Source organism: Modestobacter sp. NPDC049651 (assembly GCF_040659695.1).
Classification (GTDB): domain Bacteria; phylum Actinomycetota; class Actinomycetes; order Mycobacteriales; family Geodermatophilaceae; genus Modestobacter.
Window position 1 is genome coordinate 169214 of the sequence record NZ_JBFAOG010000005.1, and the last position, 17104, is coordinate 186317.

Sequence of the window (17104 nt, forward strand, 5' to 3'; positions counted from 1 at the left end):
TCTCGGGAGGTGTTCGGGCAGGTGGAGCCTCGGTGCCGGCGTGCACGTCGGGAAACCCCCGCCGGCCGGTCGTGCAGACCCGGCACACGGCCGTGCAGACGCGGACCAGCCGCCCTCTCGGACCGGCTGGCTCAGCCCCGGGCGGTGGCCACCGGGGTCGCGACGGCGTCGTCGCCGGCGCGCACCCGGCCGACGTGCGGCGCGACCGCCATGGCCGCCAGGCCGAGGAAGGCGGCCAGCGCGAAGAACCAGAACCCCCACGGGCGGGCGATCCCGGCGCTCACGAACGCCCCGGTGATCGTGGGGCCGACGATCGCGCCGATCCGCCCGACGCCGGAGGTGAAGCCCAGCGCCGAGCCGCGGATCCGCTGCGGGTGGGTGTGCGCGACGTAGGCGTAGACCAGCACCTGCGCGGAGAAGACGAACAGGCCGGTCAGGAAGATGACCACGTTGAGCAGGAGCGCCGACTCGAACCGGATGCTCAGCAGGGCGAGCAGCACCCCACCCGTGCCGAACCAGGCGAGCACGGTGCGGGTGACGCCGCGGGTGTCGGCCATGTACCCGGCCAGCAGCATCCCGGCGATGCCGCCGGCGTTGAGCACCAGCAGCAGGGTGACCGACGTCGAGACGCTGTAGCCGGCCTCGCGCATCAGGTTGGGCAGCCACGTGTTGAGGCCGTACACCAGCAGCAGGCCCATGAACGTGCTGGTCCAGACGGCGAGCGTCGTCCGCAGCATGCCCGGCTTGACCAGGTCGACGACGGTGACCTTCTCGGTCGCGGGGGCGGGCCGCCCGACGTCCGAGGTCTCCGGCAGCTTCGCCCACATGACGGCGGTGAGCACCAGGCCCGCGGCGCCGCCGACGTAGTAGAGGACGTGCCAGGCCTCGTCGACCGCCAGCGCCAGCAGCGACGCGGCGACCGCACCGGCGTGGTAGCCGGTCATCGTGGTGGTGCTCGCCCGCGCCCGCCGCTGCACCGGCACGCTCTCGGACATCGTCGCGAGCGCCACCGGCATGCACGCGCCCAGGCCGAGGCCGGCCAGCAGCCGCAGGGTGGCGAACACCCCGACGTTGGGTGACAGCGGCTGCACGATCGTCAGCACCGAGAAGACGACGACCGAGCCGAGCAGCACCTTGCGGCGGCCGACCAGGTCGGCCAGCGGCGCGACGAACGCGGCGCCGACGGCCACGCCGACCAGCGACAGCGTCGCGACCAGGGTGAGCCGCTCCGGGGTCATCTGCAGGGTGTCGGCGTTGCGCAGGGCCAGGCTGGTGGCGCCGAGCGTCACCAGGTCGAAGCCCTCCAGCAGCACGGTGAGCCAGCACAGGACGGCGGGCCACGAGCTCCGTTGCTCGAGCACGGGGTTCCTCTCGGTCAGGACGGGGAGGTGGTCTCGGTGTCGACCTGGACCAGCCGCGGGCCGTCGGCCGGCTCGGCGAGCACCGCGCGCAGGTGGTCCACGCCGGTCGCCTGGACGCCGGTGACCCCGTACCCCTCGGCGATCTTCGTGAAGTCCATGCCGGGGATCGTGGTGCCCGGCGCGTCCGGGGTGCCCAGCACGTCGGCGAACCACTGCAACGCCCCGTAGGTGCCGTTGCGCAGCAGCACGAAGGTGACCGGCAGCCCGTGCTGGGCCGCCGTCCAGAGACCGGTGATCCCGTAGTTGGCCGAGCCGTCGCCGATGACGCCGACGACGTTGCGGCCGGGCTCACCCAGGGCCGCGCCGACCGCGGCGGGCAGCCCGTAGCCGAGCCCGCCGGACGCCGGGAAGAGGTAGGAGCCGCCGTGGCGGAGGTCGATCTGCCGCCACCAGGAGCTGTTGGTCGACGTCGACTCGACGACGTACCGGGTGTCGGCGGGCTGGGTGTCGCGGAGTGCGGCGAACACCTGCTCCGGGTGCAGCAGCCCGGGCTCCGTCGCGGTCTTGGGGGCGGCCGGGGTGGTGAACTCCCAGGTCCGCTCGGGTGGCTCCGGCAGCGCCTTGAGCAGCGCGCGCACCACCGTGCCCGGGTCGGTGACCAGCGCCCGGCCGAAGGGGGCGCGGGCGGCGGCCTCGGCGTCGTCGGTGACCTGGACGACGCGGGTGCCCTCCGGGAGGAAGTCGCCGGGCACGTGCTGGTGGTACCGGAACACCGGGGCGCCGAGCACCAGCACCAGGTCGTGGCCGGAGAAGGCCTTGGCGATGGGCGCGATGCCGGCGGGCAGCACCCCCCGGAACAGCGGGTGCCGGTTGGGCATCGGGAGCCGGAAGACGCTCGGCGCGGCCCAGGCCGGGGCGCCGAGCCGCTCGGCCAGCGCGGTGGCCTCGTCGAACAGGCCGTCGGTGTCGAGGTCGCCGCCGAGCACCAGCAGGGGGTTGCGGGCGGCCTGCACCTCGGCGACCAGCCGGTCCAGCTGCGCGGGGTCGGGGAACGCGGCGCGCTGGACCTCGCGGTCGAGGCCGGCGGCGGCGTTGCCGTCGGCCTCGACCGTCCAGTCGTCGTACGGGATGGAGAGGTAGCTCGGCCGGCGGCGCAGCGTCGCCTCGAAGACGGCCTGGGCGAGCGCGCGGGGGACGTCGCCGGCGGTGGCCGGCTCCCCCGCCCAGCCGACGAGCGGCTTCATCAGCGCGGGGGCGTCGACGTTGGAGAGCATCGCCTCCAGGCCGATCGCGCTGCGCACCTGCTGGCCGGCGGTGAGCACCAGCGGGGTGCGCGCGTAGACGGCGTTGGTGACGGCGCCCATCGCGTTGCCCGAGCCGGAGGCGGCGTGCAGGTTGACCAGCACCGGCCGGCCGGTGACCTGCGCGTACCCGTCGGCCATGCCGACCACGGCGCCCTCGTGCAGGCCGAGGACGTAGCGGAAGTCCTCCGGCAGCTCGGCGAGGAACGGCAGCTCGTTGGAGCCGGGGTTCCCGAAGATCGTCGTCAGCCCCTGGCGGCGCAGGAACTCGTGGGCCACGTGGCGGATCAGCACTGGTCCCCCCTTGGTCGCGGATGGTGTCGCCGGTCACGCTAGGGAGCCGGCCGGCACCGGTCCAATCGATGGTCTTCGGCTCGCCGCATAGACACTGTCGATGTGGCCGACTTCGACCTGAACCTGGTGCGGGTGTTCGTGCTGCTCTACGAGACGCGCAGCGTCACTGCGACCGCCGAGGCCGTGCACGTCAGCCAGCCGACGGTGAGCTACGGCCTGGCCAAGCTGCGCCGGCGGTTCGACGACGAGCTGTTCCGGCGCGGGCGGGGCGGTCTGGAGCCGACGGTGGTCGCCGACCGGCTGTACGAGCCGCTGCGCGACGCGCTGGCCGGCATCTCGGCCGCGGTCGACCCGGGGTCGGCGTTCGACCCCGCCGTCGCCTCGGCCCGGTTCACCATCGCGCTGTCGGACCTGGGCGAGTCGTCGCTGCTCCCCCGGCTGGTCGGGCCGCTGCAGGCGGAGGCGCCGTCGGTGTCGCTGACCGTGCGCCCGCTGGACCTGGTGCTGTCACCGGAGCAGCTGGTGCGGGGGCAGCTCGACGCGTTCGTCGCGACGCCGACCATGTCCTCGCCCCAGCTGCGGCGGATCCCGCTGTTCGCCGAGGGCTACGTGGCGATGGTCGGCGCCGGGCACCCGCGGCTGCCCCGGGACGAGGTCTCGGTCGAGGAGCTGCGGGCCGAGCGGCACGTGCTGGTCGACAGCCGGACCGGGCACGTCGGCCCGAAGCTGGCGCTGGAGACGCTGGAGCTGCTCGACCGGGTGGCGCTGCAGGTGTCGAAGTTCTCGGTGCTGCCCTACCTGGTCACCGGGTCGGACCTGGTGGCGGTCGTGCCGTCGTTCGTCGGGCACGTGTTCACCACCAGCCACCCGGTGCGGCTGCTCGCCCTGCCCATCCCGCTGGAACCGCTGGAGATCGCGCTCTACGCCCGGCCCGAGGCCTCCCGCACCCCGGCCCAGCGGTGGCTGGTCGACTTCCTGCACCGCCACCTCACCCGCTGAGACCTGGCCCGGTCACCAGCCCTGCTCGGGGAGCTTGTGCGCCAGCACGTAGCGGTGGTGGTCGGCGCGTTCGAGCCGGCTGCCCGCGGCGTCGTCCAGGACGACGGTCACGTGCGGGTGCAGCTGCAGCACCGACGCCGGGCAGTCGGCGGCGACCGGCCCCTCGACCGCAGCGGCCACCGCGGCGGCCTTGTGCTCCCCGGTCGCGACGAGGACCAGGTGCTCGGCGCGCAGGATGGTGCCCAGCCCCTGGGTGAGGACGTGCCGCGGGACCGCGTCGACGTCGCCGCCGAAGAAGCGGGCGTTGTCGCGCCGGGTCTGCTCGGTGAGCGTCTTCACCCGGGTGCGGCTGGCCAGCGAGGAGCCGGGCTCGTTGAAGCCGACGTGCCCGTTGGCCCCGATGCCCAGCAGCTGCACCGCGATGGGCCCGGCGCCCACCAGCTGGTCCTCGTACCGCAGCGCCGCGGCCAGCGGGTCCGGTGCCGCGCCGTCCGGGCCGTGCACCAGCTCGCCGTCGATGCCGACCGCGTCGGTGAGCTCCCGCCGGATGACCTCGCGGTAGCTCTCCGGGTGCCCGGCGGGCAGGCCGACGTACTCGTCGAGCAGGAACGCCTGGACGCCGGCGAACGACAGCGCCTCCGCCCGGTGGCGCCGGATCAGCTCCCGGTAGGCGAGCAACGGGGACGACCCCGTGGCCAGCCCGAGGTTCACCCGGCCGGTGCGCCGCCGGCCGTCGGCCAGCGCGGCCTGCACGGCGTCGGCGACCACCCGCCCGCAGTCCTCGGGCGTGGGCAGCAGGACGACCTCCACGGTCAGCTCTCCTCTCGGTCGACCCAGGCGCCGCCGCGCAGCACGGCGACGGGCACCAGGTCGGGGTCGGTCACCAGCACGTCGGCGCGGGCGCCGGGGTCAGCTCGCCCACCTGCGGAGCCAGGCCGAGCAGGCGTGCGGGGGTGCGCGTGGCGGCGGTGACCGCGTCGGCCAGCGGCACGCCCGCCTGCCGCACGGTCCGCCGGACGACGTCGACGAGCCGGGCGGTCCCGCCGGCGATCGCGCCGGTGCCGCCGTCCGGGCCGGCCAGCCGCGCCGTGCCCCCGGCGACCCGCACCGGCAGCGCACCCAGCTGGTAGTCCCCGTCGGCCATGCCCGCGGCGGCCATCGCATCGGTGACCAGCGCGACCTGGTCCGCGCCGGCCAGGTCGAAGACCGCGGCGACGGTCTCCGGCGCGAGGTGCACGCCGTCGGCGATCAGCTCCACGACCAGCTCCCGGCGGGCCGCCGCCGCCAGGCACGCGGCCACCGGGCCCGGCGCGCGGGAGGCGAACGGCGCCATCGCGTTGAACAGGTGCGTGGCCGACAGCGGCCGGCCCGCCGCCGCCACGGCCGCCGTCACCGTCGCCGCGTCGGCGTCGGTGTGCCCGAAGCTGGGCAGCACCCCGTGCGCCCGCAACACCTCCACCAGCTCACCGGCCCGCGGCAGCTCCGGCGCCAGGGTCATCGACACCACGGTGCCGGGCGCTCCGGTGAGCAGCTCCCGCAGCAGGTCCGGATCGGCAGGCAGCAGGGCGCCCGGGTCGTGCGCGCCGCGCTGGTCCGGGGACAGGAACGGTCCCTCCAGGTGCACCCCGGCCAACTCGCGCGCCGCCACCAGCGGGGCCAGCAGCTCCAGCCGCGTGCGCAGCACGTCCACCGGCGCGGACACCAGGCTCGCCACCAGCGTCGTCGTCCCGTGGCGGCGGTGCGCGGCGATCGCCGTCGCCACCCCGGCCAGGTCGTCGTCCGGGAACGACGCCCCGCCGCCGCCGTGGCAGTGCACGTCGACCAGACCGGGCAGCAGCAACCGGTCCGGCGCGACGGGCGGCAGCTCGCCGTCCCACCCGGCCGCGGGGCCGGCGTAGCCGATCTGCTCGCCGGCGACGGCGACCAGGCCGTCGTCGACCACCCGGCCGCCGCTGACCAGGCGGCCGCGCAGCACCGGGCCGGTCATCGCTGCGGCGCGCGCCCCGCGGGCGCGCCGAGCACGTCGGCAGTGGTCCACCGCTCGACGAGTGCGCCCTGCCCGGCGCTGCGGAAGGCGAGCATCGCGGCACCGACGCGGCCGGCCACCGAGCCGAGCTCGGAGACGGCCAGCGGCGGCGGGACCCGCCACGCCAGCAGGCCGGCCAGCTCCCGGCGCAGCGGGGCGAGCAGCCGCTCCCCCGCCCGGCCGAGGCCGCCGCCGAACACGATGAAGGCCGGGTCGAGGGCCATGGTCAGGGTGCTGCAGGCGAGCGCGAGCGCCTGCACGGCCTCGTCCCAGGCCTGGCGGGCGGCCGGGTCGCTGTCGAGCGCCCCGACCACGTCCTCCGCCGTGCCGCCGGGCCGGCCGCCGAGCTGGGCGTACCGCCGGGCCACCGCGGCGCCGGAGGCGTACATCTCGAGGCAGCCGACCTGGCCGCAGGCGCAGCGCCGCCCGCCGGGGTACACCGGCATGTGCCCGATCTCCCCGGCGGAGGAGCCCGCACCCGGGACGACCGCGCCGGCCGCGAACAGCGCCGCGGCGATGCCGGTGCCCAGCGCGACGAAGGCGAGGTCCCGGGCGCCCCGGGCGGCGCCGAGCAGCGCCTCGGCGGCGCCTGCGGCGCGGACGTCGTGCCCGACCGCGACCGGGACGTCGAGCCGCTGCTGGAGGTGCCCGCGCAGGTCGAAGTCGCGCCAGCCCAGGTTGGCCGCGAACCCCACCCTGCCGGTGAGGTCGTCGACGGTGCCCGGGGTGACCACGCCCGCGCCGAGCACCTGCAGGCCCGCGTGCCCGGCGGTGTCGGCCAGACCGGTGAGCACCCGGGCGGCGACCTCGGCGACGGGGGCGCCGTCGGCCGGGAAGGTGGCGGCGGTCAGCTCGTGCACCGGCCGGCCGGTGCCGTCGACCACGGCGCCCTTGACCGTCGTGCCGCCGACGTCGAGGGCCAGCGCCGCGACGCCGCTCACGCGGCGGCGTCCTGGGCGCGCACCGCGTCGAGGACCGCGGCCACCTCGTCGGGCGACGTCCGGGGGCGACCGCCGGCCGGGCCGGGGGCCCGCAGGTGCACCTCCGGCACGCCGGTGCGGCGCAGCAGGTCGGCGACGTTGGCCGAACGCACCGACCCGCCGGCGAGCACGGCGACCCGGCCGTCGGCGGCCAGGGCCCGCAGCTCGTCCGCGCCCTCGGCCGCGGTGGCGGCGCCGCCGGAGGTGAGCACCCGGTGCACGCCGAGGTCGGCGAGATCGGCGAGCGCCGCCCGCCGGTCGGGCACCTGGTCGAAGGCCTTGCTGAAGGTCGTGGGCGCGCCCCGGCACTCGTCGACCAGCGCCGCGAGCACCTCGCGGTCGACCCGGTCCTCGACGGTGAGGGCGCTGAGCACGAAGCCGACCGGCACCACGGCGCCCTCGGCGAGGGCGCGGACGGCGCGGATGTCGGCGCGCATGACCGCGACCTCGTCCGCGTCGTAGACGAAGTCCCCGCCGCGCGGCCGGACCAGCACCTGCACGCCCACCCGGCGCACCTCCGCGAGGGTGCGCTCGACCATCCCGGCGCTGGGCGTGATGCCGCCCTCGAGCAGGTCGGCGCACAGCTCGACCCGGTCGGCGCCGGCGCGCTCGGCGGTGCGGGCGCCGGCGACGTCGTCGACGCAGATCTCGACCAGCGTCACGCGGCGCCGTCCGCGATCGCCGCCTCGAGGTCGGCCCCCAGCCGCAGCCGGCCCACGGGGCGGCCACCGCCCAGCACCGGCACCTCGGTGAGCGCTGCGGCCGGCGCGGTGTCGACGCCCAGGAAGGCGAGCGCCGCGAGCGCGAGCACCGTCGTCGCGCGGGGTGAGCCGTCGACGACCTTCATCGCGACCGCCTGACCGGTGGCCGCCGCGGCGACCAGCACGCCCTCGGCGCCGCCCTTGGCCAGCACACCCGGCAGCAGCCGCATGACCTCGGTGTTCACGTGGCCGGCCCCACCCACGAACTCCGGGGCGGCGCGCATCGCGTCGGCCACGGCCCGGGCGTCGCTGCCCTCGGGCGCGGTCACCATGCTGCGGCCGGCGCGGGCCAGGCCGGCCACCGTGGTGCCGAACAGGGGGGCGCCGCAGCCGTCCACGGCGACCGCCGTGACCGGGCCGCCGGCGGCCTCGGCCACCGTGCCGGCGACCAGCTGCTGCAGGGGGTGCTGCGGGTCGAGGTAGCCCTCGACGTCCCAGCCGTTGTGCACGCTGGCGGCGAGCATCGCGGCGTGCTTGCCGGAGCAGTTCATCCGCACCCGGCTGCGCTGCTCCCCCGCCCGGATGAGCCGCTCGCGGGTCGGCTCGTCCTCCGGCCAGTCGACCGGGCAGCCCAGCGCCGACTCGTCGAGCCCGGCGCCGGCGAGCACCTCGCGGACGACGGCGACGTGCCGGTCCTCGCCGGTGTGGCTGCCGGCCGACAGCGCGGTGGCCTCCACCGGCAGCCGCAGCCCGGACCGGCGCACGGCGAGCGCCTGCCACGGCTTGGTCGACGACCGCGGCAGCACCGCGGTGTCCGGGTCACCGAGGCGCAGGGCGACCCGGCCGTCGGCGGCCAGGCCGACCAGGGTGCCCAGGTGGCGGCTCTCGGGGAAGCCGTTGCGCTCGAGCACGGCGAGCTCGGCGAACGGGGACTCAGGCATGGATCTCCTCGGCGGCGGTGAGCTTCACGTCGGTGGGGGCCGGCGCGGTGCGGCGCCGGCTGGCGTCCTGCAGGCGGCTGGCCAGCGCGGACAGCAGGCCGTTGCAGACCAGGTAGATGAGGGTCACGACCAGGAAGGTCTGCACCAGCAGGTGGTTGAAGGCAGCCAGCACCTGCGCCCGGAAGAGCAGCTCGGTGAAGGCGACGACGTAGCCCAGCGAGGTGTCCTTGAGCAGGCTGACCAGCTGGGTCACCACCGAGGGCGTGACCCGGCGGACGGCCTGCGGCAGCACGACCAGGCGCATCGACTGCATCCCGGTCATGCCCAGGCTGCGGGCGGCCTCGTCCTGCCCGCGGGGCAGGCTGAGGATGCCGGCCCGGAAGATCTCGGCGAACGCGGCGGAGTTGGCCACGCTCAGCGGGACGACGAGCTTCCACAGCAGCGGCAGGTCGATGCCGTAGCGCGGCAGGCCGAACAGCGTGACGTAGATGAGGAGCAGGACGGGGAGCGCCCGGGCCACCTCGATGTAGGCGGTGGCCGGCCAGCGGATCAGCCGGACGCGGCTGAGCCTGCCCAGCGCCAGCAGCACGCCGGCGACGGCGGAGATGACGGCGACGAGCGCGGCCGCCTCCAGCGTGCCGCGGAGGCCGACGAGCAGGTACCGCCAGATCGGCCAGCCGGTGAACGGCCGCCAGCGGTCGGCGTCCAGCTGGCCGTGCGAGGCGAACTCGCGCAGCGCGAGCACGACCAGGAGGACGACGACCAGCACGGTGACGGCCGATGCGATCGCGATCCGGCGACGGGTGCGCGGGCCAGGGGCGTCGTAGAGGACGCTCGCGGTCGGGGTGCGGCGGCTCATCGGACGATCGCCACCCGGCGCTCGACGACGCCGCTGAGCAGGCCGATGACCAGGGCGAGCAGCATGTACAGGACTCCGGCTCCGGCGAAGATCGGGATGGGCTGGGCCTCGACGAGGTTCACCTTGTTGGCCGCCGAGGTGAGCTCGACGACGCCGACGGCTGCGGCGAGCGCGGTGTTCATCACCAGCGCGATCAGCACGTTGCCCAGCGGCTGCACCACGGCGCGCAGCGCCTGCGGGAGCACGACCAGGCGCAGGGTCTGGAGGAACGTGAGGCCGAGCGCGCGGGCGGCCTCGGCCTGGCCCAGCGGCACGGTGTTGACCCCGCTGCGCACCGCCTCGGCGACGTAGGCGGCCTCGTACACGATCAGCACGACCACGACCGTGGTGGCCAGCGGCATGATCAGGCCGACGTCGGGCAGCGCGAAGACGAACAGCACCAGCAGCGCCAGCAGCGGCACGTTCAGGAACAGCTGCACGTAGCCGAAGGCGACGCCGCGCAGCACCGGCACCGGGCTGACCCGGGCTGCGGCGACGAGCACGCCGAGCACGAGGGCACCGACGCCGGAGACGGCGGCGATCCACAGCGTGGTCAGCAGGCCGTCCAGCAGCGGGCCGAGGTTGTCGAGCAGGGCTTCCACGGGCGATTCCTCAGCACAGGGCGGTGCCCCGGCCCGGTCGGTCGACCGGGCCGGGGCCGGGACGGGTCAGGAGCCGGGGACCGAGCCGATCTCCGGCGGGGTCGGCGCGTCGCCCTGGACGACGGTGCCCAGCGAGTTCTTCCAGATCTTGGCCCAGGTGCCGTCGGCCTGGATCTTCTTCAGCCAGTCGTTGACGAACTGCTTCATCTGGCTGTCGCCGTGCTTCAGGCCGATGCCGTAGGGCTCGGAGGTGAAGGGGTTGCCGACGACGGTGATGTCCTTGTTGCTCTGCGCGTCGCTGGCCAGCAGCGTGATGTCCTGGACGTAGGCGTCGCCGCGGCCCTGGGTCAGCGCCTGCACGGCCTGCGGGTCGGTGCCGAAGGTGATGACCTCGGCGTTCGGCGCCTTCTCCGGCACGGCGGTGACGGCCGGGGTGTTGGCGCCGACGATCACCTTCTTGCCGTCGAGGTCCTCGACGCCCTTGATGTCCTTGGTGCCCGTCTTCACCGCGATGGCCAGGCCGGAGGAGAAGTACGGACCGGCGAAGTCGACCTGCTCGGCCCGCTCGGGGGTGATCGTGTAGGTGTTGAAGACGACGTCGACGGTGCCGTTGGCCAGCAGCGCCTCCCGCGTCTCGGTCGCCGGGGGCACGATCTTCACGCTGGGCTTGCCGAGGATGTACGTGGCGAGCGCCTTCGCGAGCTCCGCGTCGAAGCCGGTGACCTGGTCGGGGTTGCTGGGGTCCTGCTGCGACAGCAGCGGGGCGTCCAGGGCCTCGGCCACGACCAGCTGGCCGCGCTCCTTGATCCGCTCCATGGTCGAGCCGGGGAGGATCGCCGCGGCCTCCGCGACCGGGGCGTCGGCGAGCACGTCGGTGCTCGCGCCCGAGCCGGAGCTGGAGGCGCCGCCCGGCACGGCGGACGACGACGAGTCGTCGTCGCCGCCGCCGCACCCGGCGAGCACCAGGGCCAGCGCGGTGGCGCCGGCGGTGAGACCCACGAGTGCGCGGGGGCGCAACCGGGAGCGGGTTGTCGACATGGGTGTCCCTTCTTCCCCGCCGGAGCGGGCTCGTCGGTGGTGCAGGGGTGGTGCGGAGGAGGTCGCGAGGTGCTCGCGCCCGGGGTTCAGTGCGCGAGGACCTTGGACAGGAAGGAGCGCGCCCGTTCGGTGCGGGCGCCGTCGAAGAACTCGGCGGGCGTCGACTGCTCGACGATCTCGCCGGCGTCCATGAAGACCACCCGGTCGGCGACCCGCCGGGCGAAACCCATCTCGTGGGTGACGACGACCATCGTCATCCCGTCCGCGGCCAGGCCCGCCATCACGTCGAGCACCCCGCTGACCAGCTCGGGGTCCAGCGCGGAGGTCGGCTCGTCGAAGAGCATCACCTTCGGCTCCATGGCCAGCGAGCGGGCGATCGCCGCGCGCTGCTGCTGCCCACCGGACAGCTGCGCCGGCAGCGCGTCGGCCTTGCCGGCCAGGCCGACCCGGTCGAGCAGCTCCATGGCGCGGGACCGGGCTGCCTGCTTGGGCACCTTGCGGACGGCGACCGGCGCGAGCATCACGTTGTCGAGGACCGTGCGGTGGCCGAAGAGGTTGAACGACTGGAAGACCATGCCGACCTCGGACCGCAGCCGGGCGAGCTCGCTGCCCTCCTCCGGCAGTGGCTGACCGTCGATCTCGATCCGGCCGGAGTCGATCGTCTCGAGCCGGTTGAGGCAGCGGCAGAGCGTGGACTTGCCGGAGCCCGACGGGCCGACGACCACGACGACCTCACGGGGCGCGATCTCCAGGTCGATGTCCCGCAGCACGTGCAGGTCGCCGTAGTGCTTGTTCACCTGCGACACCCGGACCATCGCCGTCACTGCAGCTCCCTTGCTGACCGACCTCGTCGTCGACTGACTCCGACGAGTGGAGAGGTAAGTCCAGGGATCGAAGTATGTCAACGGATCTTCGACGAAAGTTCACCAAGCTGGTACAAACGGCGCTGTGACGACCGTGACCGCCGGGGGGCTCACCGGCCTGGTCTCCCCCGACTCACCGGGCGCTGTGCTGCAGCTGGTGCGGTCCGCGCAGTCGTCGTCCCGGTCGGAGATCGCACGGCTGACCGGCATCTCGGCCTCCACGGCCGCGCTGCGGGTGCAGGCGCTGCTGGACTCCGGGTACCTGGAGGAGGCCGGCGACGGTGAGTCGCAGGGTGGCCGGCGCCCGCGCCGGATCCGGCTGCGCACCGGTGGCGGCGTGGTCGCCGCGGCCGACCTGGGTGCCTCGCACGCGGCCCTCGCGCTGTTCGACCTCGGCGGTCACCTGCTCGCGGAGCGGTCCGCGTCGATCCGGGTGCAGGACGGGCCCGAGTCGGTGCTGGGCTGGGTGCACGCGCAGCTGGCGGAGATGCTCGCCGGCCTCGGGTCCCCGGCGCCGCTGCGCGGGCTGACGGTGGGGGTGCCCGGCCCGGTCGACGCGCAGGCCGGCCGGGTGGTCACGCCGGCCCGGATGCCCGGGTGGAACGGCGTCGACGTCCGGGCGCTGCTGGGCCGGCTGACCGACGTCCCGGTGCTGGTGGAGAACGACGCGAACCTGATGGCGGTCGGCGAGCACGCCTCGATGACCGACCCGGGCGGCCACCTGGTGTTCCTCAAGGCGGGCTCCGGGATCGGCTGCGGGGTGGTGATCGACGGCCACCTGCACCGCGGGGCGCGGGGCGCAGCCGGGGACATCAGCCACGTGGCGGTGCACGGGGCCTCGGACGTGCCGTGCTCGTGCGGGCGCATCGGTTGCCTGGACGCCGTGGCCAGCGGCTCGGCCCTGGCCCGCGACCTGGCCGCGGCGGGGCTGCCGGTGCACGACACCGCCGACGTCCTGGCGCTGGCGTCGGACGCCGAGCCGGTGTCCGCGCGGATGCTGCGCGACGCCGGCCGGGCCACCGGTGAGGTGCTGGCCAGCGTCGTGAACTTCTTCAACCCGGACACGCTGGTGCTGGGCGGGCGGCTGAGCCAGGCCGAGCCCTACGTCTCGAGCCTGCGCGCGGTGCTGTACGAGCGCTGCCTGCCGCTGGCGACCGACGACCTGCGCGTCGCCGTGACGAGCACCGGCCCGCTGGCCGGCGTGACCGGTGGCGCGCACCTCATGCTGGAGCACCTGTTCGACCCGAGCCGGGTGAACTCCGCGCTCGGTGTCGGGCCGCAGCCCCTGGCCGCCGCCCGCTGACCGCCTGCGGGAAGTCGCTGGCCGGCAGAGCGTCGACCAGGCACCCTGGCCCGACGACCGGGCAGCTCCGTGCCCGCCTGGCTGGGGAGTCCCGGACATGAGCACCACCGACCTGCCCACCGCGGACTACGTGGAGGCGCACCCGCACTCCTCGCGGCAGGCGCGGGCCATCGCCGAGGCCGGCACGGTCCTGCGCGTGCAGGTCGGGTCCGGCGTGCACGGCACCGCGGTGAACGGCACCGACGACCGGGACGAGATGGGCGTCTGCCTGGAGCCGCCGGCGTGCGTCACGGGCATCGCGCGGGTACCCAACCCAGCCGGGGCGAGCGGCGCGACCGTGCCGTTCGAGCAGTGGGAGTACCACACCGCGTGGCAGCGGGACGGCGGCCTGGCCAACCGCAGCGGTGCCGGCGACCTGGATGTGATCGTCTACTCGGCCCGGAAGTTCGCGCAGCTGGCAGCGTCCGGCAACCCGACGGTGCTGCTCCCGCTGTTCGTCCCGGAGTCGGAGGTCGTGACGGTCACCGACGCCGGCCGGGAGCTGCGCGACGGCGCGGCCGCGTTCGCCTCGATGCACGCCGCCCAGCGGTTCCGCGGCTACATGGCCAAGCAGCGGTCGGGCATCTCCGGGGAGCGCGGGCGCACCAACCGCCCCGAGCTGGTGGCGGAGTTCGGCTACGACTGCAAGTACGCGATGCACGCGCTGCGGCTGGGCCTGCAGGGCATCGAGTACCTGACCACCGGGCGGATCACCCTGCCGGTGCCCGAGCCGCACCTGACCGCGCTGCGGGAGGTGCGGCAGGGGCTGTGGTCGCTGGCGGACGTCCTGGCCTGGTACGACGACCTGGACGTGCAGCTCACGGCGCTGGCCGCCACCGAGCCGCTGCCGCCGGAGCCGGACCGGGCTTGGATCGACGGCTGGCTGCACCGGTCGTACACCCGGTTCTGGGCGGCATCGGAGTGACCGGCGCCCCGGTGCGGCAGCGCGTGCCCGGGCTGGTCGACCTGAGCGCGACGGCCCGCGCCCTGCTCGACGCCGTCCGGGCGGCCGGTGGCCGGCCGTACCTGGTCGGCGGGAGCGTCCGTGACGCACTCCTGCACCCGGGACGGCGGCCGAAGGACGTCGACGTCGAGGTCTTCGGCCTCGCCCTCGACCCGCTCGTCGAGTCGCTGTCGGCGGTCGGTCAGGTCGACGAGGTCGGCCGGGCGTTCGCCGTGCTCAAGCTGCGTCGCGGCGGGGAGGACTTCGACGTCTCCCTGCCGCGGACCGAGGTGAAGAGCGGGCCGGGGCACACCGGCTTCACCGTCGTCGCCGACCCGGCCACGCCGCCGCGGGTGGCGGCCGGGCGGCGCGACTTCACGCTCAACGCGCTGATGTACGACCCGGTGGCGGAGGAGGTCCTCGACTTCTCCGGCGGGCTGGCCGACCTGCGCGCCGGCGTGCTGCGGCACACCACCGCGGCGTTCGCCGAGGACCCGCTGCGGGTGCTGCGCGGCGCGCAGTTCGCGGCCCGCTTCGGCTTCCGGTTCGCCCCGGAGACCGCCGCGCTGTGCCGGTCGCTGGCGCCGGCGTATCGCGAGCTCCCGACCGAACGGGTGTGGGGCGAGTGGCGGAAGATCGGCGAGAAGGGGGTGCACGTCGGCGCTGCGCTCGCCGCGCTGGACGACGCCGGGTGGCTGGGCCACTTCCCCCAGCTGGCGCGGCTGGCCGGCGTTCCCCAGGACCCGCGCTGGCACCCCGAGGGTGACGTCCTGACCCACAGCGGGCTGGCGGCCGACGCCGCCGCCCGGCTCGCCGACGCAGCAGGGATGACCGGCGACGACCGCACCGTCGTCGTCCTCGGGGCACTGGTGCACGACGTCGGCAAGGCCTCCCACACGCAGGTGCGAGCGGACGGGCGGATCACCTCGTACGGGCACGCCGGGGCCGGGGTGTCGCCGGCGGAGGAGTTCCTGTCCGGGATCGGTGCGCCACCGGGCCTGATCGCCCGCATCACGCCGATCGTGCGGGAGCACATGGTGGCCACCGGGGTCGAGGGGCGGCCGCGGGCCGCGGTCGTGCGCCGGCTCGCCCGGCGGCTGGCGCCAGCGACGATCGGCGAGTGGTCGCTGGTGTGCGGCGGCGACCACGCCGGCCGGGGCGCGGGGTCCGGGCCGAACCCGACGATCGGCTGGGCCGAGGTGGCCGAGGAGGTCGGGGTCGCGGAGCGCCCCGGGAAGCTGCTGCTGCGCGGGACGGACCTCATGGCGCTCGGCCACTCCCCCGGACCGCAGTACGCGCCGGTGATGACCGCGGCTCTGGACGCCCAGGACGACGGTGCCTTCACCGACCACGCCGGCGCGGTGGAGTGGCTGGCCATGGCTGCCGCCGACGGGCGGCTGGACGCATGGCTCGCGCAAGGGCCCACCGACCGGGCACTGCCCGGCGGCGCACCTACTGGATGAGCGGTCCGATGAGGATCTCGGTGTCGTCGGGGCGGTAGGTGTGCCATCGGCCGCCGGGATCTCGCTCGACCCGGAAGCCGTGGTGGACCTTGGTGTGGTGCCGTTCGCACAACAGTGCGCTGTTGGCCAGTGACGTCTCGCCGCCGTTGATCCAGTGCACGAGGTGGTGGACATCGGCCCACCAGTGCGGTGCCCCGCAGCCGGCGAACACGCAGTTCTTGTCCCGGGCGACGACGGCTCTCCGCAAGCCCGCCGGGACGATCCGGTGCTTGCGCCCGTAGTCCAACGGGGTGCCGTCCGGGCCCATCACCACCCGGGAGACCACCGCATCGCAGGCCAGCCAGCGGGCCCGGGCTGCCGAGACCTGCGCCCCGAAACCCATGGTCGCCGTCTGGGCGCCGGTCGACGAATCGATCAGGTCCTCCAACTGCACCTGGACGACGACGTGCGGCTTCTCCCCACGCAGCACCGGCAACTGACCCGACGCGAGCTGGTTGTCGGCGATCTGCACCAGCGCATCGGCCTGCTGCTGCACGCGGGTGCGGGTGTCACCCTTCGGGCGGTCGGCCTGCACCTGCGACTCGATCGCAGCCTGCACCTTCTCGCTGGCCACCGCGTCCAGGTCCCACCGGCCGGTCGTGCTGCCATCGGCGTGCTTGACGATCCGCAACGACCGCGCCTCGGTCGGATCAGGCTCCGGCCCGTCCGGGTCCAACGCAGCCTCGAACGCCTGCACCGCGACCTTCAGCGCGTCATGGGAGGACTCCCGAGCCACCCGCGCCCAGTCTTCGTCGAAGGCGGCCAGGTCGATGCCCTGCGCCGCGGCAGCGGCGATCTCCTTCGGGCCGACCGCCTCGGCGATCACGTCCACCTGCGCCGCCGTGATCTCACCCGCCGCAAAGCCCGCTGCGACCAGCGGGAAGGACGGCAGCGTGCGCCCGGCCCGCACCACCTTCGACGCGTCGTTCGCCCACACCCGCTGGTGCCCGACCAGCCACGACCGCATCGACGTCAGCCCATCCCGCTCCGGCGCCTGGATGCACTCGGCGTGGCGCACCCGGCGGGCGATCTGCGCGTCCAACCGGTTCCGCGCCGCGATCAACTCCCCCACCGAGTCCAGGGACTGCGCGTCGGTCAATGCCTCGACGTCCTCGGCCGCGAGCTCGTCGAGCGCCGACTGCAATCCGCTCACGACACCTCCCGACCGCTTCGAACGTGTGTGCGAAGTCTACCGGACGACGACCACCCCGACCAGGTGAATCCCCAGGTCAACAGGCCGATCAGTGGGTGGTGGCGGAAACCGTGCAGACAGCGTCGAGTGGGCAGTTGCCGTCGGCGACACGGGCAGACGC

General features: G+C 75.0%; 16 protein-coding genes. 4 read left to right on the plus strand and 12 right to left on the minus strand.

Going from position 1 to position 17104, the window contains the following annotated elements:
• Positions 1-131: 131 nt before the first annotated feature.
• Together AB0J00_RS09810 and mdlC are read right to left on the minus strand one after the other, a co-directional pair.
• Positions 132-1361: an aromatic acid/H+ symport family MFS transporter gene (locus tag AB0J00_RS09810; RefSeq protein WP_357743551.1), complete on the minus strand. Its 1230-nt coding sequence runs from the start codon at positions 1359-1361 to the stop codon at positions 132-134.
• 14 nt (positions 1362-1375) lie between these two features.
• Positions 1376-2956, minus strand: coding sequence for a benzoylformate decarboxylase (gene mdlC, locus AB0J00_RS09815; RefSeq protein WP_357743553.1), 1581 nt, complete (start codon positions 2954-2956; stop codon positions 1376-1378).
• A 102-nt stretch (positions 2957-3058) separates the two neighbouring features.
• On the opposite strand from mdlC, the gene AB0J00_RS09820 reads away from it, so the two are divergent.
• The gene (locus AB0J00_RS09820) at positions 3059-3955 is read left to right on the plus strand and encodes a LysR family transcriptional regulator (RefSeq protein WP_357743554.1); all 897 of its coding nucleotides are present in this window, start codon (positions 3059-3061) and stop codon (positions 3953-3955) included.
• 12 nt (positions 3956-3967) lie between these two features.
• Here the strand turns inward: AB0J00_RS09820 and nagB are convergent, their stop codons facing one another.
• The 9 genes from nagB to AB0J00_RS09865 form a co-directional block, all read right to left on the minus strand.
• A complete protein-coding gene (nagB, locus tag AB0J00_RS09825; protein WP_357743556.1) occupies positions 3968-4765 on the minus strand; it encodes a glucosamine-6-phosphate deaminase in 798 nt (265 codons plus the stop codon).
• Positions 4766-4835: 70 nt separating this feature from the next.
• A complete protein-coding gene (locus tag AB0J00_RS09830; protein ID WP_357743558.1) occupies positions 4836-5942 on the minus strand; it encodes an amidohydrolase family protein in 1107 nt (368 codons plus the stop codon).
• A complete protein-coding gene (locus AB0J00_RS09835) occupies positions 5939-6922 on the minus strand; it encodes an ROK family protein (protein WP_357743560.1) in 984 nt (327 codons plus the stop codon). Before AB0J00_RS09835 ends, AB0J00_RS09830 begins: the two co-directional genes overlap by 4 nt.
• A complete protein-coding gene (locus tag AB0J00_RS09840) occupies positions 6919-7623 on the minus strand; it encodes a copper homeostasis protein CutC (protein WP_357743562.1) in 705 nt (234 codons plus the stop codon). Before AB0J00_RS09840 ends, AB0J00_RS09835 begins: the two co-directional genes overlap by 4 nt.
• Positions 7620-8603 carry an asparaginase gene (locus AB0J00_RS09845; RefSeq protein ID WP_357743564.1) on the minus strand — a complete coding sequence of 328 codons (984 nt, stop codon included), beginning with the start codon at positions 8601-8603 and terminating at the stop codon, positions 7620-7622. The genes AB0J00_RS09840 and AB0J00_RS09845 overlap by 4 nt, the downstream gene beginning before the upstream one ends.
• Entirely contained in the window at positions 8596-9462 is an 867-nt protein-coding gene (locus tag AB0J00_RS09850) for an amino acid ABC transporter permease (protein WP_357743566.1), read from the minus strand. Before AB0J00_RS09850 ends, AB0J00_RS09845 begins: the two co-directional genes overlap by 8 nt.
• On the minus strand, positions 9459-10103 hold the full coding sequence (locus AB0J00_RS09855) for an amino acid ABC transporter permease (protein ID WP_357743567.1): 645 nt from the start codon (positions 10101-10103) through the stop codon (positions 9459-9461). The genes AB0J00_RS09850 and AB0J00_RS09855 overlap by 4 nt, the downstream gene beginning before the upstream one ends.
• A gap of 66 nt (positions 10104-10169) precedes the next feature.
• Positions 10170-11141: a glutamate ABC transporter substrate-binding protein gene (locus AB0J00_RS09860; protein ID WP_357743569.1), complete on the minus strand. Its 972-nt coding sequence runs from the start codon at positions 11139-11141 to the stop codon at positions 10170-10172.
• 86 nt (positions 11142-11227) lie between these two features.
• Positions 11228-11956, minus strand: coding sequence for an amino acid ABC transporter ATP-binding protein (locus tag AB0J00_RS09865; RefSeq protein ID WP_357743781.1), 729 nt, complete (start codon positions 11954-11956; stop codon positions 11228-11230).
• Positions 11957-12089: 133 nt separating this feature from the next.
• Here AB0J00_RS09865 and AB0J00_RS09870 point away from each other — a divergent pair, with 133 nt between their 5' ends.
• From AB0J00_RS09870 to AB0J00_RS09880, 3 genes are all read left to right on the plus strand, one after another.
• Positions 12090-13307: an ROK family transcriptional regulator gene (locus tag AB0J00_RS09870; RefSeq protein WP_357743571.1), complete on the plus strand. Its 1218-nt coding sequence runs from the start codon at positions 12090-12092 to the stop codon at positions 13305-13307.
• Between the two features lie 97 nt (positions 13308-13404).
• Complete coding sequence (locus tag AB0J00_RS09875; RefSeq protein ID WP_357743573.1) at positions 13405-14271, plus strand: nucleotidyltransferase domain-containing protein; 867 nt, start codon at positions 13405-13407, stop codon at positions 14269-14271.
• 23 nt (positions 14272-14294) lie between these two features.
• Positions 14295-15752 (plus strand): HD domain-containing protein, encoded by a 1458-nt coding sequence (locus AB0J00_RS09880; protein ID WP_357743575.1) that lies wholly within the window; start codon positions 14295-14297, stop codon positions 15750-15752.
• Here AB0J00_RS09880 and AB0J00_RS09885 read toward each other — a convergent pair.
• Positions 15742-16944, minus strand: coding sequence for a DUF222 domain-containing protein (locus AB0J00_RS09885; protein WP_357743577.1), 1203 nt, complete (start codon positions 16942-16944; stop codon positions 15742-15744). The two genes, AB0J00_RS09880 and AB0J00_RS09885, sit on opposite strands and share 11 nt — an antisense overlap.
• Positions 16945-17104 lie beyond the last annotated feature (160 nt).